Below are 23761 nucleotides of genomic sequence, written 5' to 3' on the forward strand. Positions count from 1 at the left end.
GAAATACAAAACTTGTAATTTGTTTAGCACTACTATCACTGATAAGTCTTACCTCAATATTACTTCTACTTCCATCTTCTGCACTAATGGTATACGTTACAGGATTAGTAAAATCTTGTGCTCCTGTTGGACTAATACTAGCCTTTGCAGAGACATCAATCGTAGGAGTAAGTGTTGATAAAGGAGTATCACTAGGTAATGTAGCAATAATGGTTTTGGCAATGGTATCAATGTTTGCCGTTACATCTGTCGATAATACTGTATTGTTGGTAGACAAAAACTTAAAACTTGTAATTTGTTTAGCATTGCTTTTTACAATTTCTGCAGATGCTGGTTCATCATCTTTACTACAACTTATAACACAAAAAATGATTAAGAGATAAACGATTATGTATAGATTATTATGTATATATGTTTTCATGATTTTTACATTAAAGAGTGAATGGCCTCGTTTTTTCACTAGTTACATTCTTCTCCAGGATCAGTGAGTATAGTAAGCATTCCCCCGTTCGACGTTTGCAGATCACAGACTTCTGTAGGTATGTTTATTAACGGGTTGTTGGTTAAATTTAATAGTTGCAGATTGCTTAATTGACCTAGCTCTGATGGCACTGTCGCCAATTTATTATTCCCAAATTCTAGAACCATTAACGTATTTACATCTCCCAAAGATGTTGGAATATCTTCTATACTATTATTATTTACTATTATAATATCCAATGAAGTGAGTACACCTATAAAATCAGGTAATCGGGCAAGGTTTTTGTTATTTAAACGCAAACCTGTTGGGTTACCATTTGCATCAAAATCAACATCAGGAAAATTATCAACCCCCCATTCTAAAGCATTACCGGGATTGGCACTATAGATACTAATAAGTGCATCTTTTTGAGAAGTAGATTGAAACGTAACAAGATCATGCAAGAAATCCATGCTTGGTGCGGTAAACAACTCCAAAAAACGAAGACATCGAGGAATGGCTGTTAAATTGTTGTTTGTAATGTCTAAGAAGTTTAGATTGATAAGAAAACCTAATTCAATCGGAATAGAATTAAGTTGATTATCACTTAAATTAAGAACACTTAAGTTCGTTAATAAACCTATCTCTTGAGGTAAAGTCGTTAGTCGATTATTTTTTAGAATCAAATGCTCAAGATTGGTCAATTGACCAATCTCTGATGGAATATCCTCAAGCTGGTTTCTATTCAAATTCAAATTAATTAGACTACTCAGCGCTCCAATTCCTTTTGGTATTGAACTAAGCTGGTTGCTGTTTATTGACAAAATGATAAGCTTTGTCAATGCTTCTATTTCTGATGGTAGGATTGTAAATTGGTTACTATTTAAGTATAATTCTTCTAAATCTGTTAACTGTGATATTTCATTAGGTAGAGTAGTCAATTGATTTACTGATAGACGCAATATTTTCAAACTAGATAATAAACCAATTTCTTTTGGAAGGGTACTAAGGTTGTTCTCCCCTAGTAACAAAATTTCTAAACTCGTTAATTGCCCAATTTCTGCGGGTAATTCGTTCAGGTTTTTATTCGGCAGGTTTAATTCACTAATGTTACCTTGAGTGTTCAGAGTTACCCCGTTTAAACTATCTAAGTCGGTAGTGTTTTGCAGATCCCAGCCTAAAGTGTTATCAGGATTGACATCTAGGATGAGCTGTAAGACTCCCTTTTCACTCAATTCTCGAGTGATGGTTACCGAGTAGTTCGTTGTTGATCTATCCTCTGCAACAACAGTAAAAATTAAAGGATTGGTGAAATCTTGCGATCCCGTAGGATTAAAACTAGCCTTTGCAGATACATCAATTGTGGGTATTAATCCTGTTAAAGGAGTATCAACAGGTAATGTAGCAACAATGGTTTTGGCTGTTGCATCTATATTTGCTGTTACATCTATCGACAATACCGAATTGTTAGCAGACAAAAACTTAAAACTTGTAATTTGTTTAGCATTGCTTTTTACAATTTCGACAGGTGCTGGCTCATCATCTTTACTACATCCGGTGATAAAGAAGATGGTTAACAAAAGAATAATTGAACTTATTTTAGAAACGTTTTTTTTAGATGAATTTATAGTTTTCATGACCCCATTTTTATTTAGGGTCAAAATAACAGCCTAACTCTCTACATGGCTTGTACTATTATTTCGTTTCCTTGAAGTATTCATGCATAACAAAAAAAACGCTAGTACTATTATTGCAAGAATATTATAAAATTGGATACTAAGAGTTGATAATCAATTATTTGCTAATGTCGCTAGGAGAGAGGCCAAACTCTTCTTTAAATGCACGACTAAACCATGAAGGATCATTAAATCCTACTTCATATGCAATTTCGGATATCGTTTTATCTGTAGTTGTTATTAATTCTTTAGCTTTTTGAAGACGTATTGACCTGATGAAAACTGCAGTAGACTTGTCTGTAATGGCTTTTAATTTTCTATAGACCTGAGATTCGCTTAAATACATTTTTTTTGCAAGTTCACCCGAACCAAAATTAGAATTATCCATTTCCTTATGAATTATTGCCATCGTTTTTTGAAGAAACTTTGCTTCCGGCTTTTCAGGGCTTTTGTTCAAAAATTGATAAAAACCATTATTTTGGATTTTCTCTATTAGTTTTTTTCTCAATAAAACAAGTTGATCTAATCTCACAAATAGTTCTTTTTTATTAAAAGGTTTTGGCAAGTAGGCATCTGCTCCATGAGACAAGCCTGTAATTCTATCTTCTTCGGTTACTTTGGCAGTTAGAATTATAATGGGGATATGATCTGTGCGTTCATCAGATTTCAAGGTGGCACATACTTCAAATCCATCTTTACCGGGCATCATTACATCGCAAATAATGACATCGGGTACTCTTTCTAATGCCAATTCTATACCTTGAATACCATCTATGGCATGTATGGTTGTATACGTTTCTTTAAGACATATTTTTAAATAATGCGCAACATCTACATTATCCTCTATAATGAGTACTATAGGTAATTCAGGATCATCAATCTGTACTTGATCTATGTCTTCAAACATAGGATCTGAATCAGAAATATATGGTTTAATAGGAGTTGGGACATCTTTCGAAGTAGGAGCGTTTCTTGTAACAGGAATCTCAATACTAAATTCGCTCCCTTTTTCAAGCTTGCTTTTAACACTTATGGTTCCATTCATTAATTCAATGAGTTCTTTGGCTAAAGCTAAACCAATACCAGTCCCTCTATTTTGTGTAGAGACAGGTACATCTGTTTGATAGAATCTATTAAAAACATTAGGTAGTTCTTCTTCTGCAATACCTTTACCATTATCCTTTACTTTTATCAATAAATATTCCCCTTCTTCTTGTACTACCTGATTAATGTGCACAATTATTTTACCAAAAGGAGCTGTAAATTTTATTGCATTGGATAAAACATTGGATAGAATAGACGTTAATTTAGTAAGATCTAAATCCATTATTAATTCATCTATTTCTGAATAAATTGTTAGATTTATTTGATTTTCTTCTGCTAGCGAATGAAAACTTTCACCGAGATATTTTACTAAGGGAACCACATCGGTTTGGATTAATTGTAACTCCATATTTCCACTTTCAGACTTAGCTAGATCTAACATCTCATTAATCAAATGCAACAAATTTTTACCATTACGATGAATCATTTCTAAGGATTTTCCTGCACCTTCAAAACTTTTGTTTTCAACATTTAATTCTAGCGAATCTGCCATACCAAGTATTACGGTAAGTGGTGTTCTAAATTCATGCGTAATATTAGAGTATAACTTTGTTTTGGCTTTACCCATTTCTATAAGTTTCTCGGTTTGCGCACCTAGTAACTCATTTTTGTAACTTATTTCCAGAGTTCGTTCTTTAACCACTCCTTCTAAAGCTACATTTTTTCTCTTTAATTCCTGAGATCTCCATTTAGAAAACAAAACCATAAAAGTAATAGCTGCCATACCATAAATTAAATATGCCCACCACGTTCTTTGCCAAGGTGGTAAAATGGTAAAAGAATATAGGTCTTCACTGCCAATTTCATCGTAAATGTTTTTTGAGCGTACTTTAAAAGTATAATTACCCTCAGGCATGTTAGTATAGTCTTTTTTAGTCTCAGTAGACCAAGAAGACCAACCATCTTCAAAACCTTCTAAAAAATATTGATATACGTTTTTTTCTGATTTGGTATAAAAGGGAAGTGTATATTCAAATTTTAATGTGTTATTTTTAAAGGGAATTTCAAAACGATCTTTTGTTTGTTTATGTTTACTAGCACCTGAATAGATTAATGAATCGTTATTAACCCAAACTTTTCTTAGTTTAGTAGATAGGTTTCTATTTAAAGATCTAGCCTCATTTTCATTATACATAAGAATACCATTCGTTGTAACAAAAAGAGCTATCTCATCCATTACTTCAAGGTAATCTAGTCTAAAATCGGAAAATAGTTTGTATTCTGAAATTTCTGATAGTTTATTTTTAGAAACCTTAAATACTTTATTCTCATCATCTGTTATAGTTGTATGCCATAAGCCGCCTTTACTATCTATAAATTCATAACCAAAATCTTTATTAGATTTGTTGTACTGACCTGACCATAAGCTGTACTTTTCAAAAGTTTGGTCAATTTGATTAAATTTATAATATCCATCCTCAGTTGATACGACAAGTTTATTTTGGAATTGGGTAATAGAATTGTTTGACATTGAAGGAAGTCCAGATAAGGTATCATATTTTTTAATCAGGAATTTGGTTTGTCCACCAGAATTCTCAGATATATATTTTCCAAAATACAACCCTTTTTCCTGGACAGCAAGCCATAGATTTCCCATAGACCCCTCTACTATACTAGTTATAACACCATCTGCTTGAAGAAGATGTCTTGTAATCCATTTATTATCTACAAGAGTAAAATCAAATAGCTCTTTCTCATTAGTAGCAAAATAAAATTTGGAATCATATATATCTGATCTTATAAAGGAAGAAAAATTAGAACCCTTTTCTGCTATCAGTTGTGTAGCATAAATATCACTAATTTCATAAACTTGACTTTCATTGCGGGCAAATATCCCTTTTTTGGTAGAAATAATATCTACAAGCCTGCCAGCTCTGAGACCTTCTGTTTTTTTAAAAACAAGGCCCTTTTCTTCTGTGTATAAATCACTCTTTGTTAGATAGTATATACCATTACTTTCAACCAATAACTTCCCTGATTGATAACATACTGATGTCACAATTTCATTTAATCCGCTTAAATCATTAAATATTCTAAAAGGAGATGCCCATTCTATTTTAGAAATACCTTCACCACCACACACCCAAATGGCCCCATTACTATCTTCATAAATCGCATAGAGTTCATTACTGGTCAAACCATGTTTTTTTCCAAGCCTTTTTTTTATCTCACCTGTTTTTCCATCGATTATATATACTCCAAAGATAAGTGTTGCAAGAGCGTAATCTCCGTTAGATAAAGCTACCCCTGCGTACACATTACTTTTTAATAAAATAGCATTGCTTTTTTGGTTGAATTTCTCAAACCTTTCTCCATTGTATAATAGTAATCCTTGATGGGAATGAATAATTAATATTTGATTACTTTTATAGGGGAGCATTTCCCGGATTCTTTCTGGTTGTTTATCATCATTGCTTATTAAAATTTCTGATCCCGAAACTACCTGTAGCGAATCATCAATAAGTTTTTGTAATCCTACACTTTGGTCATTTAAATATAATGAACCATTCACCTTAAAAATTTCACCAAATTCTTTCTTTGCTTTCCATGTTGTGAACTTTTTGCCATCCCATTTAAAAAGATATTTAGGGGATGAAAAATAGGCATTATCCCCAATAGTAACAGTTGACCAAATATTTCCAAAATCTTTATAGTTAGTCTCTAAAGAATCTCTAAGAGAATGAAATTTCATTTCGCCCAACTTGTCTGGTTCTAAGTATCCTAATTCTTGATTTCCACCTACAAATATTTTTTCATTATCTGTTTTTGAGAAAGTCATAATCCAATTTTTATGCTCTGTAGGTATGAAATCCCAAGAATTACCGTCATATTCAAGAATTCCTTCGCCATTTCCTATGTACATAAACCCATTGTTTCCTTCAATAATTTTAAAGTTCCAAGGACTGTTTTTATAATCGGCAGAAGTGTAGTTTTCAATATAGGGTACCCCAGCTTCCCAAATTTCTTTTGGTGTAAATTTTAGGTTAGAATTCTTTTTTTTCTGAGAAAATGCACTAAAAAAGGTAAATAAAAATAGTACAAAAAAGATATAAAGAAAATATCTTCCTTTCGTAGCGCTAAATATAGATTTTGTTTGTTTCATTTCCTAAGCCCCTATATTACAAAAATATTACTAAAGGTAGATTTTGAAATAGTTTTCCTATAGAATTTGCTTTTGCAAATGTAATAGAAAAAGCAAGAGGCTAACACGATAAAGCGGTGTTAATGATTGTTTTTTTAACATAGTTATTTGATAATCAAATAACTAATAACTGATAACTGATAAATTTAAACAAATAATCAAGTTTTACAGCAAATCTTGTTGAAACTTTTGATTGCTATTTTTCAATCTTTAACTACCAAAAGGTTGATTTCTTTTTTGAATTCCAATATAACATCTAAGAGTATGGCAAGTACTTTTATTGGTGGAATGGATTCCGACAAGCAAACGGCAGGTGTTAAAAGCACCTTGGCCAATGCCTTTAAAAAGATAGGCTCTCAAAAACTATTTATGGTATTGTCAAAAGACGAAGTTCTCCCTAAAAGAGAATAAATCAATTTACAAACAAAAATCAAATAGAATTAGCTGTATTTTAATATATTGAAGTTTGGTGTAACAAAGAGTAGAATACATTTTGCTTTGGGAAGACTAGTAGTTAAAGTTTAATCAATTAAAACAAGAGACTTAAAGACTTTTTAAGGTTACCTTAAAAATGATAGGAATTCCAATCTAGATTTAAAGTTGAATCTGAAATTAAAATCTATGGGAAAATTGTATACCAAAATAGTTATTGTTCTAATACTGCTTTGCTGTATAGATAATGCTCTAGCTAATAAGAAGTATAGTATTGAGCAAATTACAGTTAAAGATGGCCTGGCTAGTAACAATATACGTTCTATCTGTCGTGATCATTTAGGTCATTTATGGATTGGAACCGTTGGAGGACTGCATAAGTATGATGGTTTTTATATGCAAAAGTTCTTATACGATGACGAAAGTGATAAATCCATACCAAACAATCATATTAATTTCATCATTGAGGATGATTCCTTAAATCTCTGGATCGGCACACGACGAGGATTAGCGCGTTATAATAGAGAAGAAGATTCATTTTCAACTATTGTATTTGATGAAAATTCTGCGGGAGTACATTCTTTTAGTAAGGAGAATAATCAGCTTGTCTTTGGGTTTTCTACAGGGTTAGCATTCTTTAACTATAAAACTAATGAGTTTGATGTAAGACTTTTTAACGGAAAAGGCCCGGATAATTCTATTCTTAAACTGGCTAGTTTCGATAATGAAAACTTTGTTATTGGCTCAACTAGGAATGGGCTATGGATATATAATAAGACATCGACCGATATAACTCAAATTGGTGATAAAGAAATTGATGGTGTTTATGATGTTTTGGTCGACAAAAAAGGAATATTGTGGGTTGTTACTAATAAAAACGGGATAAAACTTTTTAAAAAAAATGGAGAAGAGGTTTTTGATGAGACCATAAATCAGTTGATAAACTCTCAGTACCGTTTTGTAACGGATCTTGTTGAAAAAGGAAGTGAAGTATACATCGCAACCGATGGAGGAGGGATAATAATATTTGATCAAATAACAAGGAAGATTCAGAAATTACAGCATCAAAAAAGAGTTGAAAATTCATCACTCTCTTTACCCAGTAATTCCATTACCGATTTATATTTTGATCATTTTGGAAATCTTTTTGTAGGAACAGTTCGTACTGGTTTGATCTGGATCAATGAAGTAGCTGCTCAATCTTTTGCTGAAGTCCCTTTTGGTAATCATTTTGGATTGTCTAACCCAACTGTCTTGACATTATTCGAAGGTAATGATGATAAAATATGGATAGGAACCGATGGAGGAGGACTAAATATGTTTGATCCAAAGTCTAATACATTTGAACATATACAAGAATTTCGAGAAGGAAAAATTGTTTCGATCTGTGGGTATGGAGAGAATAAACTTTTAGTGAGCTTTTATCATGATAAAATTAGAATATTTGATATAAAACGAAATACATTTGAAAAGGAAGAGAACAACTCCTGGTTAAAAAAATGGAGTGAGTCAGATTCTTATGTTCCTACATATCTTTTTGATGACAAATATGGTAATATCTGGAATTTTGGTAGGGAAAAAGTCGAACTAAGAACTAATGATGGTACAATAGATATATTAGCGAAGAGTAATGGGTGGAACATAGAACAGCCCATAACGATGAACATTCTACAAGAAATCAATAATGAAGAGTTTATTGCGGGTGGAGTGGGTGGAGCATATCTAATAAATACTTCAAAAAAATCGGTTAGTAATGTTTTTTCATTATCTAATGAGAAATGGAATTGTGAAAGGTATAATAATTCTATTTACTCGATGATTAAGATAAGGGATAGCATATGGATGGCTTCTTCAATAGGACTCTTCTGTTATGACAAGAAAAAAAAACAAATTCATTATAATAAAAACAAATTTTTCTCCGCTGTACATAGTGTCACAGAAGGAGTAGACAACAGTTTATGGCTGGGAACCAATAATGGACTTTATCGTTATTATCTTTCTGATGGAAGCTATCAACTTTACGGAAGATTTAAGGGAGTTCGTATCCATGAATATATGAGTGGTTCAGTATTAAAATGTAGGAATGGAGATGTATATTTTGGTGCTGCAGATGGATTAGTGAAAATTAATGCTAATCAAGATACTAATCAATCATTAACTGCTCCTGTAGTTTCTATTGTTGATATAATTACTGATGGTGCTCGAAAAACAGAAAATCAAGAGGGAAATCTACTAAACAATGAAATTAAATTAGTTTGGAATAATTCAAGTTTACGTTTCAATTTGGTAGTAAACGAAAAGGATATTTTTCGTAACAGAATATATAGAATCCAATTTGATGGATATTTAAATAATGTCATAGAAACCACTAATCCACAAGTTTATTTTACTCATATCCCGAATGGAACTTATGAAATAAAAATATGGTGCAATCTTACAGATGGAAGTTGGCCTAAAGAATATACATCAATATCACTTTTTGTCCCATTACCTTGGTGGAAACGTTGGTGGTTTATTGGAGGTGTCATTTCTCTTACATTATTTATTTTTATTCAGATGTCATTAGATTTTAAAAAGCAAGAAAAACTAAAAGCAGAATTATTTATTGAAAGAGAACGAAAAGAACAAGAGAAATTGCTTTACAAAAGAAAACAAGAATTTTTTACTAATATTTCACATGAATTAAGAACTCCTCTAAGTCTGGTATATGGTCCGTTAAATCGTTTGTTAGGTCAAGATTTTTTTACAAGAGAAGAGGTGTTTCGGAATATAAAAGTAATGCATGGAGCAACTCTTAAAATGATACGTTTAGTAGAGCAGGTTGTGGATATTCGAAAGTTTGAAGTAGGAACAGGAGAGATTCAATTGGATGTTTTGCATTTAAATAATTGGTTAAATCAATATTTAAAACAGTTTGAATTGGAATTTGAAACTAAAGGAATAACCCTTGTTGTCGAATTATCAGAAAAAGAAGAAGTTGTAGCATTCGATGAAGATAAATTGGATAAAATTCTTAGCAATTTATTAATCAATGCCATTAAGTATTCTCCTCAGAATGGACAAGTGTTTTTAAGCTATACAAAAAAAGTTGATAAAATTGAATTTGTCATAGCAGATGAAGGGCCGGGGGTTTTAGAAGAAGAAAAGGAAATAATCTTTGATCGTTTTTTTCAAGGAAGTAATCATTTAGGAGGTTCGGGAATTGGATTAACATTTGTTCGTAAACTAGTGGAGTTCCAACACGGTGAAATTTGGGTGAATAATAGACCTGAAGGTGGAGCCGAGTTTAGTTTTTACTTGCCTTGTACAAATAATTTGGAACCAGAAAAGAATAATACATTAGTATATGACGAGGCATATTTTGATAAAAATGAATTTGTGCAGAATAATGATTTTGAATTGTTGAAAGATAAAGTTGTTTTGGTTGTTGAAGATGATATTGACTTGAGAACCTTTATTGTTAAAGGACTTGGGCAGCATTGTAAGATTGTTGAAGCTACTAATGGAGAAGAAGCATGGCATTTGATTTTGTCTCATTTTCCTGATATTATTATTTCTGATATAATGATGCCAAAAATGAATGGTTTTCAATTATGTGAAAAAATCAAAAATGATGTTCGTGTGAGTCACTTAGTAGTTATATTACTAACGGCCAAGAGTGATGAGGAGAGTCGATTATTAGGATACAAAGGAGGAGCAGATGCTTATTTGTCAAAACCTTTTAGTTTGGATTTATTGTGCGTTCGATTAGTGAATATTATCGAAAATCGAAGCCATCAAAAAGAATTAGTAAGAGTAAAACAAAAAATTGTTCCAGCATTGATAACCTATAACAATACCGATGAGATTTTTCTTAAAAGGGTTATTACTATAATAGAAAACAATCTCGATGATTCTAATTTTAATGTAAATATGTTAAATGCTGAGTTTGCAATGAGTAGATCTGCATTTTATGCAAAAATGAAAACTATATCTGATTTGGGTGTTAATGAATTTATTAAACTCATCAGAGTTGATTTTGCTGCCGAACTATTAAAAAACACAAGCCTCCCTGTAAACGAGATAGCCACTAAGGTTGGTTTTGATAACCAACGATATTTTAGCACAGTTTTTAAGGAAATGAAAAACTGTACACCTACTCAATATCGTGAAATTGAAAGGTAATAATTTTAAAGAATAACTTAGATTTTTAATCATTTGTTGCTAATAAATAGTGCAATAATTAAAGAAAGCAAAGTTTTTCCCTAACCGATGTTAAGGGTTTTAAGTGTTGGTGATAAATTAATGGCAAATCTGAATAAAAGATTCGATGTAAAATAGCTTCAACAACTTCTCCACTTGATCACATACTATTGGTTTAAAAGCATATTGGACAAAATCAAACATTATTTGGATAGTATTGAACATGGTAAAAACTAAAATTTGGTTGCTTTGGTTTTACTATAAGACGAACTGGTTTATAAAAATAAAATTCGCGAACAGTTTGCTTGTAGATAAAAATTAATCTTTTAACCAAAATTTTTAACCATGAAAAAATTATTTTCAAAAGTTTTTTTGTCAATGGTGTTGCTATTATTCTTTTTTGGGAATGGGTATACACAAACGATAACAAATGATGCAGTATCAACTAACGGCCAACTACAAGTTAAAGGCTTGAAATTATGTAACCAGTATGGCCACCCAATTCAATTAAGAGGAATGAGTACACATGGTATCCAATGGTATGGAAAATGTGTTACCGACTCTTCTTTAGATGTTTTAGCAAATGATTGGGATGCTGATATTCTTCGTATTTCTCTTTATGTTCAAGAGGGAGGGTATGAAACAGATCCTGCTGGTTTTACTGCCAAAGTTGCAAAGATGATTAATATGGCGACTGATCGAGGGATGTATGCTCTGGTAGATTGGCACCAGTTAACTCCGGGAGATCCAAATTTCAACACCGAAAAAGCAAAGACTTTTTTTACAGACATTGCTACTCAATTCAAAGACTACAATAATATCATTTATGATATATGTAATGAACCAAACAAATCGGGAAGTGAACAAAATGGAGGAGTTCCGTGGTCAAAGATTAAAAATTATGGGGATACCATTATTCCTGTAATTCGTGCCATTGATGCAGATGCACCAATATTAATAGGAACACATGGTTGGGCTTCCCTTGGTATATCAGACGGGAAAAGTGCTAAGGATATTGTAGATAATCCTTTAAATTTCCCAAATATCATGTACACCTTCCATTTTTATGCTGCATCACATCAAGATCTATATTATAATGAACTTGATTGGGCATCAGATAGGTTACCAATATTTGTGACAGAATTTGGTACACAAAATTATGCTGGTGAAGGCCCAAATGATTTTGTTATGACCCAGAAATATCTGGATTTATTACGTAGAAAAAAGATCAGTTGGACAAATTGGAATTATTCTGATGATTTTCGCACTGGTGCAGTATGGAAACAAGGAACATGCGCAAGCGGAAATTGGACAGATGCTAATCTAAAAGAAGCCGGAGCATGGATAAAAGACAAAATATTAAATCCTGCCGATGATTTTATCATTGACCCAGTAAGTCCTCCTGCTTCTCCTAGTAGTCTATCTGCAACGACCAACTCTAATAGTAAGATTAACTTAAGCTGGTTAGACAATTCGGATAATGAGAGTTTATTTAGTATAGAACGTTCTGCAGATGGCGCTAGTGGCTGGGTCTCTATTGCTACAACTACTGCAAATGTAACTTCATATTTTGATACAGGTCTTACACCAAATACAACATATTATTACAGGACAAGAGCTGAAAATTCTGGAGGAAATTCTTCATATTCTAATACCGCTAATGCCACAACTAAAAGCGAAACATCTATACCGCCACCATACGATTATACCGATAATGTTGCGCCATCAGTTAATCCCCCAGATAACTTAGCTGTATCAGATGTTCCTATGTTTGTATCTATAGGTTGGGATGATAACGCAATTTCAGGATATGGTGATTTCTACAAACCAGGAGGGATGAAATGGATACTTGATTTTCTTAAAACAAAAAAGAACCCTGAAGGAGTTGGTAATAAAAGAACCTATGATGGTGAACCTGCCTGGAATACTTTTCTAAGCACCTCAAACCCTATTGTCAATGGATCATGGGGAGAAGACCCCAGTTTGTCACGTAAAGCTTTGAGAAGAGCGATGATGGAAAAACATGAAGTAGGAAATCACACTCGTACACATTTGAAGAATTTAAATGGTAAGACCATGACAGAAACTCAGTGGTTTGAGGAAATCAATAATTGTACTGAAGATTTTAAGAAACCTTACCCAGAACAAGGTGTTGGTCTTACCCGATTATTTGGATTTAGAGCGCCACGTTATGAATTTAATAACAATACTTATAAAGTAATAAAAAAGCTTGGGATAATGTATGACTGCAGTGGTTACAGTGGCAGTACAGAACATACAGTAGGTGATGGGAAGGATTATTACTGGCCTTATACCTTGGATAATGGTCTACCAGGAAAAAGCTCTATTAATAGTCATCCTGGGATATGGAGAATGCCCAAACATGGCCTTATAGATACTGATGGTGTGAGATATTCATCCACGGACTATACATTATTGAAAAATGGCTGGAAGGCTGACCAGTTTTTGCGAGCTTTAAAGCATACACTTGATTTGCGAATGAAAGGAAACAGGTCTCCAATGATATTTGGAGGGCATACCGAAATCTATGCAGATAATTCTACTTTTGTTGCGGCCAATCAAATAACACCAGCAGAAAGAAGAAAAGTTATTGAAGACTTTTTGAACTATGCCTTAACCTTTCCAGAAGTTAGAATTGTTAGTACCAAGCAAATCCTTGATTGGGTGCGCGACCCGGTAGCATTAACTGATGTGTCAAACAATTATGACCCACCTAATAATAGCCAAATAGAGACTATTGATGCACCTGTAGCACCAGGTAGTTTATCAGCAACGTCTAATTCTAATAATCAGATTAATATCACATGGGCAGATAATTCCAGCAATGAAGATGAATTTGAGGTGGAGCGCTCTGCAGATAGTACTAGTGGTTGGGTTTCGATAGCAAATGTTTCAGCAAATATGACCAACTATTTAGATGCTGGTTTAACTGCAAACACCACCTATTATTACAGGGTAAAGGCCAAGAATACTGGAGGAAGTTCTGAATATTCTAATATCGCTAATGCAACTACTCTTAGCGGTGGTACTGCTCCTGAAGCACCAACCAGTCTAGTTATAACTACTACTATAAGTACTCAGATTGATTTGGGTTGGACTGATAATGCTAATAATGAAGACTTATTTAGAATAGAACGTTCTGCAAATGGCACTAGTGGTTGGACATCTGTTGGGACCACTACTATAAATACAAGTTCATATGCTGATACAGGCCTCACATCTAATACTACCTATTACTATAGAGTAAGAGCCGAAAATACTATAGGAAACTCTGCCTATTCTAATACAGTTAATGTAACGACCACAGCAGGAAATATAGCTCTTGGTAAAACAGCCACTGCGTCATCTTTAGAAACATCAAGTTTTCCAGCTTCTTTTGCAGTTGATGGCAAAGATACGACACGTTGGGCTTCTAAAGAAAAGGTTGATCCTCAATGGATTTCTATTGACCTAGGAGGAGCAGTCAATATTGATCGGGTAGTTCTAAATTGGGAAACCGCCTATGCAAAAGCCTATCGTATTGAAGTTTCAAACGATGGTATAGCATGGACATCTATATATTCTACATCGACTGGGAATGGTAAGATAGACGGTTTGAATATTTCTGGAACAGGACGATATATCAGAATGTACGGCACAGCAAGAGGAACTGCCTATGGGTATTCATTATATGAATTTGAAGTTTATGGTACTATTGGGGAAGGAACTGGTCCTGAAGCACCAAGTTCTTTATCAGCTACCGCAGCTTCAAAAAACCAGATTGATTTAAGTTGGACTGATAATGCTAACAATGAAGATTCATTTAGAATTGAACGCTCTGCAAATGGCACTAGCGGTTGGGCATCTGTTGCTACCACTACTATAAATGCAACTTCATACTCAAATGTAGGCCTTATGGCTAATACAACTTACTATTATAGAGTAAGAGCCGAAAATAAGACTGGTAATTCCTCGTATTCAAATACTGTTAATGCAGCTACTCCACCTAGTGGAATCCCACCTTTAGAGAATATAGCTCTTAATAAAACAACTAGTGCCTCATCTTTAGAAACATCAAGTTTTCCAGCTTCTTTTGCAGTTGATGGTAGCAATACTACACGTTGGGCTTCTTTAGAAGGGGTTGATCCACAGTGGGTTTCTATTGATTTGGGTGCAATTGCCAATATTGAGCGTGTAGTTCTACATTGGGAAGCAGCCTATGCTAAAGTTTATCGCATTGAAGTTTCAAATGACGCCTCAGCATGGACGTCTATATATTCTACATCGAGTGGTGATGGAGTAGTGGATGACTTAAATATCTCAGGAACAGGAAGATATATTAGGATGTATGGAACAGCTAGAGGAACTACCTATGGATATTCATTATATGAATTTGAAGTTTATGGAGTCTTTGCAAATAGAGCACTTAATACTATAGAACCATTAAGCGGTATTGATGTAAAAGCATATCCAAATCCTTTTACAAATAATATAGATTATGCATTTGATCTAGAAGAAAGAACTCATGTAACTTTGAAATTATTTTCCTTAAAGGGAGCAGAGATCGATGTAGTAATTGACAAAGTTCTACCAGCAGGAAATCACATTGTTAAATATGATGGTACTTCGTTAAGTAGTGGTATTTATATATATAGAATGCAACTAGATAAAGGTAAGTCCATTTATAACTATTTGATCAAATAATCCCATCAAATACTCATCTCAAATAGTTATTAAGAAAGCTGTCCACTCCTCAATGAGACAGCTTTCTTTAATAAAATCGAAATTCATGAATTATCATTACTTATGAATTGAATTTTGAGATTATGTAAAAGGAGGAGTTTTTTACTGTAGCTGATAATCTTATGATTAGATTGATGTTTTCTTCTAAAGCATAGAAAAATAACATAAAAGCAGGATCTTTATTTTTAACAATTTTTAATCCTTACTCACCAAATATTTGCTGTTCTAGCTGTGCAGGTGTGTCTAGCTACAATAAAATTAGTAGAACCTAATGTAAACCCGAGTCTGTGTGTCGCAATAGTATTGGCTATTATATTTGTATTGGGGGGCTATTTTGTAGCAAATTCAAACTGCAATAAATTTGTTAATATCAAGGTTTTAGTATACTGTTTTTTATAAAATAAGTATATTTGAAATAGGGATAAAAACAAAAAAAGGACTAAGGAATAATAGAATATTATATTCTTTATTTTTTTAGTCTATTGGAATTTTAATTATTCATGAATACACAAAAATATATAGAAGAGTTACTTAAGTCACATACTTTAAAAAAGACTTCTGTTCGAATAGAAATGCTCAAAATATTTCTGAATTATAATTATGCATTATCTGCAAAAGAAATAATTTCTCATATGAAGATAAGTCATGATCGGGTAACAATATATCGAACTTTAAATTCTTTTGAAGAGCATGGAATATTACATAAAGCTTCAGAAGATAGTCATGGTATTAGATATGCGTTATGTAGTCATGAATGCCCTGAAGAAGTACATACAGATGAACATGTTCATCTTATCTGTGAAAAATGTTCACATACATACTGTCTGGAAGATATTAAAATTCCAAAAATTGAAGTTTTAGAAAAATTCTTAGCACAAAAAATAAACTATACGATTAATGGTATTTGTAATGCATGTCTCTCCAACTAAAAAATAATGAATGAATAATTCTTGGAACACTCATTATCATTATTTTGATCAGAAAAAACACCCTCCTGCGGCTACTTTGTGTAATGCGATAGCTCTTTCTCGAAAAGTACAAATTAGTCAACAAGATAAACTAGCCATTGATTTGGGTTGTGGGAATGGTGTAGATACTTTTGCTCTTCTTCAAGATAAGTGGAACGTACTTGCAGTTGATAAACAAAATGAAGCTTTGTCGAGAATTAAAGAAAATACTCCGGATACATATCAGGAACAACTTCAACTTAGTTTAAATTCTTTTGAAAATATAGAAGAGCTTCCTAATTGTCAACTCATTAATGCTACTTTTAGTTTACCATTTTGTCACCCTGATCATTTTGACAAATTGTGGAATATCATTACTTCTTCAATAACTAAAAAAGGAATTTTCAGTGGGCATTTTTTTGGCATTAATGATTCTTGGAATTCTAATCTCGAAATGACCTTTCATACTCAAAAACAGATAACAGAATTGTTTAACCGTTTTGATATTGAATATTATAATGAAATAGAAAAGCAAGGCAAAACAATATCTGGAAAAGAAAAATATTGGCATGTATTCCATATAGTAGCTCAAAAAAAGTAAGCTATACCATTTACCATTTGAATTCACTATTTCTGAAACACAATTTTTTCAGAAGTTGAACTCAACAGTTTTTTAAGTTCAATCGAAGATACTACCCATAATAGTAATGCATAGATTATATTTTCTATAATAAGAGTATAATATATTCCATTAATACCAAAAATTTTAGGAAAAAACCAGATTAGTGGTAGAAACAGAACGATTTGTCGGCTTATCGGAAATATACTGGCAAGTTTTCCTTTTCCTATGGCTTGAAAAAAAATAATACTACTTGAGGCAATAGGTAATAGAAATAATACGGCCAAAATACTTCTTAGATTAAAAATTTCTTGTGTATCTAAAACCATATCCGGAAGCATCAATCGAATACAATATTCAGGAAAAATCAATACAGGAATCATAAACATAAGTATAAAGGAAACACCTCCTATTCTAAATATCTTTATCGCTTCTATACATCTTGATATATTAGATGCTCCATAGTTGATTCCTATTATGGGTTGCATTGGTTGTAATAAACCTAATACAGGTATTGCCAAAAATGAAAATAATCTAAATGCAGCACTAAAAAAAGCAATATCATGAGGAGTACCATACCATGCTAAAGTTCTAAATAAAAAAAACTGTTTTATAACATTAGACAATTGCATAACAAAAGCAGATGTACCTACGTTAATCACATCTTTTATGATATTTTTTTCAATTTTGATACTAAATTTCCCTGTACTAAAAGATGCTTTTCCATTAACAAAATAAAGCGAAGTTGCTATCGCATATATGAACATGGATATGATACTACTCCAGGCGGCACCAGCAATATCCATAGAAAAAGTGTGAATAAATAGAGGGGTTAATGCGATGTTTAGTAGTACAGATAGTACAGTAAATGTCATTGCTTGTTTAATCTTACCTTCGGATCTAATCAGTCCATTGGCAGAAAGACCATAAATACTAAAAAAAGCCCCAAGAATAGATATTTTAAAATATGAGATACCATACTCTAGCATAGCGCCGGTAGCTCCCATAAAAGTTACCAATTCTTCAGAAAAAAGTATCCCTACAATCATTAATACCAGCGAACTAATAAGAGAAAGCGCAATCATATTTGGAATTACTTTTTGTTGTTTTTCTGTATCACTGGCACCAATAGCTCTGCTCAAAACTGAAGACGACCCAGCGGCAATAAAAACAGTAACACTGGTAATAACCAAGGTGAGAGGAAATAATAAAGAAATCCCTGCAAATGCTTCTGTTCCTATGAAATGACTCACATATACAGCATCTACCAGAGAATTGATAGAGATAACCATCATTCCTAATATACCTGGTAAAGAAAGTTTAATCATTAATTTCCAGAGATTATCTTTTAATATATCCGGCTGTTTTTTCACATTTAAAATTGTTTCAAAAAAGTAATTTTACTAATGAACTGTTGATTGCTCTGTATGGGGTCTAGAGATGATTTTATTTGAGAATCGTTAAACACCAGGTAAATAAAAGATAAAGGCATGTATTCCCAACTAAATCTGGCATTCCATCTTCCTTGCTTATTAAATGAATTATACTGATAAAAGGTAGATAATTGCATTCGGGGGGAGAGTGCAAGACGAAGGCTGGCAGAATATAAATCGGTTTCTAAACTTTCTTTTTGTAGACCTATCTTCCTAAGATTATTATGCTCATAATCTGCGGTTAAGGCAATATGTGGTAAAGGAGCATATCGCATACCAGCCGTAATTGTATTTCTATGGCCATTATAGAAACCTCCCCATTCGTATTTGAAAGAAGCAGATAATTTTCTTGATCTATCAGAGTTGTATCGTACAAACTGTCGAGTATAGAAATATCTTTTTTCTTCAATTGATATTCCTAAAGGATTAAAATCAAAATTTATATTTTGCCAGGAAGGTGTAACAGAGTATTCTACAAAACTGTTATCTTTAAAAAAGATGTATACAGGAAAAAGATACAAGCTTGCCTGTTGAAACTTTTCAGGATTTTGAAAATCATGATAATAACTGGCAAAAAAACCAGGGTCCCAACGACGAATCCAAGGAAGTTTTTTTGGCCTAACAATAAAATACCCACCTGGATTATGCTTTATCACATCATTCTGAAAAACAAAACCTGTTCCGGGATTATAATCTTTGCTAACAAAATCTGTAGACCACCCCCAGTACATCTTATTACTTCGATATCCTGAAAAAACACTTCCTGCTTGTCCCCATTTGCTCGCTTGATCATCATATGAGGACGAAGCAAGATAAGAAATCGTCCATTTGTTTTTTATTCGTATCAGACCATCAATCGTTGCAGTTGTATTATTATTCTCATCTGTATCTAATGCTTTGCTATTTTCATCTAAACGATGATTGATCATAACGCCCACGTTATTTTCTTTTCCATAATTCTGTAGATACCGAAATACTCCGAAATTAGCGTTGGGGGTATTATCCGTTTTTCTTTGATGAATATATAACCCGGCCAGAGTGCGCTTATCATTTCTATCTGTAAAACGTGTTCCAACATCGATTGGAGCGGGAATGGCATTAAATTTCCCTTCGAGCCCTATTTTTCTACTAAAAAAAGGACGAATTAAATTACTGGAAGCTCCAGCCCAGATTCCTGAATTTTCTAAAAAAAATTGCCTTCGCTCTGGGAAAAAAATATTAAACCGACCAAGATTATTAACAGCTCTATCTACATCTGCTTGAGCAAAATCGGTATTAACAGTTACATCCAAAACAGATCGTGAACTTATAGCCCATTTTGCATCACCTCCAAATTTTATTTTACCTTCAGAGTTTTTCTCTCCTTTGTTATTGGTAGTAGTATATTGATATAACGAATAAGGTTCTACGCGAAGATTAACACCCGAATTGGGAAGTTCTAATCCTTTTAATTGTGCGGCATATGTCATTCTGTAGGGAGAAAAAGATTGAGGAATAGCAGGGAAAACGGTTCGTTCATAGTCTCTTCTTGCTAATCTGCTAAACGTAATTCCCCAGGTAATATCTTCTTCTTTTTTTTGTGTATCATATCGAATAGAAGTAAAAGGTATCGCAAACTCTGCATAATACCCTATATCGGTTCTATGAGTACGTACAGACCAAAGTGCATTCCAGTCATTATCGGTACTATTATCATTAAAATTCTGTAAATCTCGTTGATTACCATACGGAGTTGTCTGAAAAGAAACACAGTATTGTTTGAGATTTTGAGGATCTAATTGTATGCTAAAAATATCATTTTCACCATCACTAAAATCTCTTCTTAAATCTTGTACACGAACTCCTTTTTTTCCTAATGAATCTTCACAAAACACTCCTACGTATAACTGTTTCTCATCAAATAAAACACGTACTTCGGTTTTATAAGTATAAGCTCCTCCCTGTCGGGGTTCCATTCTAAAAAAATCTTTAGTAACAGGAGCTTCCTGCCAATCAGACTCATTTAGTTTCCCATCGATTTTTATGGAACCCTTAACACGTTTTGCAAAAACTTCGGGAGGGTCACTAGGGGGTGGAAAATTTTGATTTGTATGTTGTGCAATACCGATCATATGTTGCATAATAATTACTATGACACAAAGTGAATTTCTCATATTCTCTTTTTTTTCATTATTATAAAGCCTATCACAAAAAACAAAATCATTGCGATACTAACCTTTGCTATTCCTAATAAAATAAGAGTGCTCCATTTTACCTCATCTCTTTGTATGGTAAAAGATGGTAATCGAGAATAATCTTCAGGTTGTATAGGTTTATCCCAAAATAGTTTCTGGAAATAGAAATCTGAAATATTGCGATGAAATAACTCAATAGAAGTATGAAACTGGTGAAAGGTATTAAGATCTGTTTTGGCAATGTGAATAAATACTCCTTGCATATTTACCGCGGGATTTATCCAATGTAAATCCGAGGTCCATTGATTTCTTTGATATATTTGATTGTTATAGTGATCTACATCCTCTTTGCTATGCATATCTTTTAGTGATGTTAATGCTGCATATGCTTTTGCCAGTGTATTATTATGCATCAGACTATCAGAATCCTTAAGATGTGGGTTATGTGCCAAAAATTCGGTGATGACTTCTTTTGCTTCATTTTCATCTTCCTCATTTTCCAGGCTTGTTCTACGGGTGATTTCTGCAAGTGATGTACTGTTTGTAGGGTATTTAGCAGTTATCCAAACATTGAGTACCGCAGGTATTATGATAAGGAATAGTAGCCATACTCCAGCCGCACTTATAGCAGTAAAGGATGAATTCATTTTAAAACTTACGATACAAAACAATATCGCAAACCAGAATGCAGAATAGACAATGACTCCCAGTAACCAAAAAAGAGTTGCCAATCTATTTTCTGAAATCATAATATTACCCGAAGTAGTAAGTCCAATAAAAGAAATGAGTAGCGCTAATCCCGTGATGAGACAGAAATAAAAAACTAATCGTATTATAATGATTTTTCTAATACTTACTGTTTGAATATGTAATAAAGGTAATACTCCACTTTCTTTTTCTCCTGAATATAAGTCATAAGAAAAGGCTATAATTAATAGCGGAAAGAGGTAAATTAGAACAAATGACAAATCAAAATTACCAACATATAGCTTTACGGGATTTGCTATCTCATTTTCAAAGAGCTGATAGTGTAAACTCATTCCTGTAAGACGATAATAAAATGGATGTAAATCACATTGTCCAATTGCTAAAGCAGCATAATCATGCGGATGTAAAATGGCATGGTATCCATGTCTATGCCATGCGTAAGCTGGATCGGATGCAATTGTTAGTTTCTTTTTTTGTGTTACAGAAGCCAACTCTTCTTTAAAACTTGCCTGATATTGATGAAATTCTGTTTTTTCAATTTCTATAACATCTTTAATAGTTTCTCGCTGTACCTTAATCTCTGATTGCCCATAATAGATTGCATAAAGCCCTAATAAAAAAGTGCACCCCAGCATTACTATTTGGAAAATATTTCGAGTAAAAGAAACCCACTCAAAACGTAATAATGTTATGGTTACTCTATTCATAATACTGGTTTGATTTTACGGGATGAATATCCTAGAAGGAAAAAAATGAGAATTGCCCAACAACATAATGACAGTAGTTCTATTCGATATAGTAGTAGTATCTTATACACTGGCATTGTTTTATAACGAAAACCGTTGACTGTTTTCCATAAATTTTTACTTGCTTTATATTCATAAAACTCTCCATACCTGGAGTTTTGAGCCATATCATGATTCATTTTCCGGATTAATTCTCTGCGGTACTTTTCTGTTGTTTTCTGAAAATGAATAGAAGTATGGAGATCTGTGGCTGTAAGCCCCATAGATACATTACGTATAGACAAATATGGAGTGATAAAACTTGATAGACTGCTGATACGGTTTTGTTTATCGAAAATTTTTATTAATCTTTTCCAATGTATATCATATACCTTGTTTCCATAATCCTCTCCCACTTGCATACGTATTCCTTCAAAATTTAATGGTAATTTGTGAATTGAATCTACTTTATACTCCTGGAGATATTTCTTTTTTAATTGCTCCTCTCGAGTAGTTTTTGGAGTTTTACCGTCTAAACCATTTCTAATATCTTTTTGGATAGCTTCTCTATAAATTTTCATAGAGGGTAGAGGGTAGAGACTTTCTCCTAAATTAGCCGTTGTTTTTGGGATAATAATGGTAAAAAGAATCCAGCAGGTTAGTAAAGTAAGTAATGCATTTCTCCCCGTTGATGATTGAATAGAAACCCATACTGAAAAAGAAACAAAAATCAGCAAGTACAATGCATATATAAGTATCAAAAACAGTACACGTAGCCAGGGATCGGGAATACTGTCCGAAGTTGTTATTCCCGTAGATAGAATAATCGCTAAGGCAAAAAATGGGAATACTATAGCAAAAAGAATACTTAAATATGCTAGTATTTTCCCCCAAATAATTGGAGTGTAAGAAACTCCCTGACTTACCAATAACTTAAGAGTTCCGTTTTCTCTTTCTTCTGTAAATGCAGGAAATGCCAAAAATATAATGAGCAAAGGAATTAGTACTTGTAATACCAATGAAGCACTAAGTTCTCCAAACCGAATCATACTGCTGTGATCTTGTGCCGGACGAAACATAAACTCATGCTGATAATGCGCCTCCAGATATACCGAAGTCCCTGTAAAAGTATCCAGCCCAAAATCAAATAGGCTTAAAATGGTTTTTGGTTTAAATACAAAAGTCCCATAGTGTGCGGCTATGTGCGGATGTTTGTCCCCTTGTTCTAACCATTCTTTTCTGCTTTTTTCTTGTGCATTTTCTACTACGGTTTGTTGTTGTGTGTATGCTATATATCCTGCATATAAGGCTACACTAAGCAATCCCATGATGACAATTGCCAGAGCTGCGATCAATTTCTGCCGTAATGCAATTTGTATTTCTTTTTTAGCAATCAGGAATACTGGATTCTTCATT

Annotated in this window: 10 protein-coding genes and 2 pseudogenes; 5 read left to right on the top strand and 7 right to left on the bottom strand. The window is 33.1% G+C overall.

All coding sequences use genetic code 11. From position 1 onward, the window contains the following. The 3 genes and pseudogenes from Z054_RS0123800 to Z054_RS0123810 form a co-directional block, all read right to left on the bottom strand. Positions 1-421: pseudogene (locus Z054_RS0123800) on the bottom strand (hypothetical protein); the annotation flags it as partial. Positions 422-459: 38 nt separating this feature from the next. Beyond that, positions 460-2097, bottom strand: coding sequence for a leucine-rich repeat domain-containing protein (locus Z054_RS30560; RefSeq protein WP_024772525.1), 1638 nt, complete (start codon positions 2095-2097; stop codon positions 460-462). 157 nt (positions 2098-2254) lie between these two features. After that, positions 2255-6343 (bottom strand): hybrid sensor histidine kinase/response regulator transcription factor, encoded by a 4089-nt coding sequence (locus Z054_RS0123810; protein WP_024772526.1) that lies wholly within the window; start codon positions 6341-6343, stop codon positions 2255-2257. 228 nt (positions 6344-6571) lie between these two features. Between Z054_RS0123810 and Z054_RS31125 the strand changes: the two are divergent. The 5 genes and pseudogenes from Z054_RS31125 to Z054_RS0123835 form a co-directional block, all read left to right on the top strand. Continuing rightward, positions 6572-6775, top strand: a pseudogene (locus tag Z054_RS31125) (type IV secretory system conjugative DNA transfer family protein); the annotation flags it as partial. A gap of 228 nt (positions 6776-7003) precedes the next feature. After that, a complete protein-coding gene (locus tag Z054_RS0123820; RefSeq protein ID WP_024772527.1) occupies positions 7004-10978 on the top strand; it encodes an ATP-binding protein in 3975 nt (1324 codons plus the stop codon). A 363-nt stretch (positions 10979-11341) separates the two neighbouring features. Beyond that, positions 11342-15700 carry a cellulase family glycosylhydrolase gene (locus tag Z054_RS32350; RefSeq protein WP_024772528.1) on the top strand — a complete coding sequence of 1453 codons (4359 nt, stop codon included), beginning with the start codon at positions 11342-11344 and terminating at the stop codon, positions 15698-15700. Positions 15701-16239: 539 nt separating this feature from the next. Continuing rightward, a complete protein-coding gene (locus tag Z054_RS0123830; protein ID WP_024772529.1) occupies positions 16240-16668 on the top strand; it encodes a Fur family transcriptional regulator in 429 nt (142 codons plus the stop codon). Positions 16669-16678: 10 nt separating this feature from the next. Then, the gene (locus Z054_RS0123835) at positions 16679-17287 is read left to right on the top strand and encodes a methyltransferase domain-containing protein (RefSeq protein WP_024772530.1); all 609 of its coding nucleotides are present in this window, start codon (positions 16679-16681) and stop codon (positions 17285-17287) included. 26 nt (positions 17288-17313) lie between these two features. Here the strand turns inward: Z054_RS0123835 and Z054_RS0123840 are convergent, their stop codons facing one another. Genes Z054_RS0123840 through Z054_RS0123855 form a run of 4 tightly spaced genes read right to left on the bottom strand, consistent with a single transcriptional unit; the run spans position 17314 to position 23760 of the window. Then, a complete protein-coding gene (locus tag Z054_RS0123840; RefSeq protein WP_024772531.1) occupies positions 17314-18678 on the bottom strand; it encodes an MATE family efflux transporter in 1365 nt (454 codons plus the stop codon). 2 nt (positions 18679-18680) lie between these two features. Continuing rightward, a complete protein-coding gene (locus Z054_RS0123845) occupies positions 18681-20891 on the bottom strand; it encodes a DUF5916 domain-containing protein (RefSeq protein WP_024772532.1) in 2211 nt (736 codons plus the stop codon). Then, on the bottom strand, positions 20888-22327 hold the full coding sequence (locus Z054_RS0123850; protein WP_024772533.1) for a DUF3526 domain-containing protein: 1440 nt from the start codon (positions 22325-22327) through the stop codon (positions 20888-20890). The genes Z054_RS0123845 and Z054_RS0123850 overlap by 4 nt, the downstream gene beginning before the upstream one ends. After that, positions 22324-23760, bottom strand: a complete 1437-nt coding sequence (locus Z054_RS0123855; protein WP_024772534.1) for an ABC transporter permease — start codon at positions 23758-23760, stop codon at positions 22324-22326. The genes Z054_RS0123850 and Z054_RS0123855 overlap by 4 nt, the downstream gene beginning before the upstream one ends. Position 23761: the final 1 nt, after the last annotated feature.

Source organism: Aquimarina macrocephali JAMB N27 (assembly GCF_000520995.1).
In the GTDB taxonomy this organism is placed as follows: Bacteria; Bacteroidota; Bacteroidia; order Flavobacteriales; family Flavobacteriaceae; genus Aquimarina; species Aquimarina macrocephali.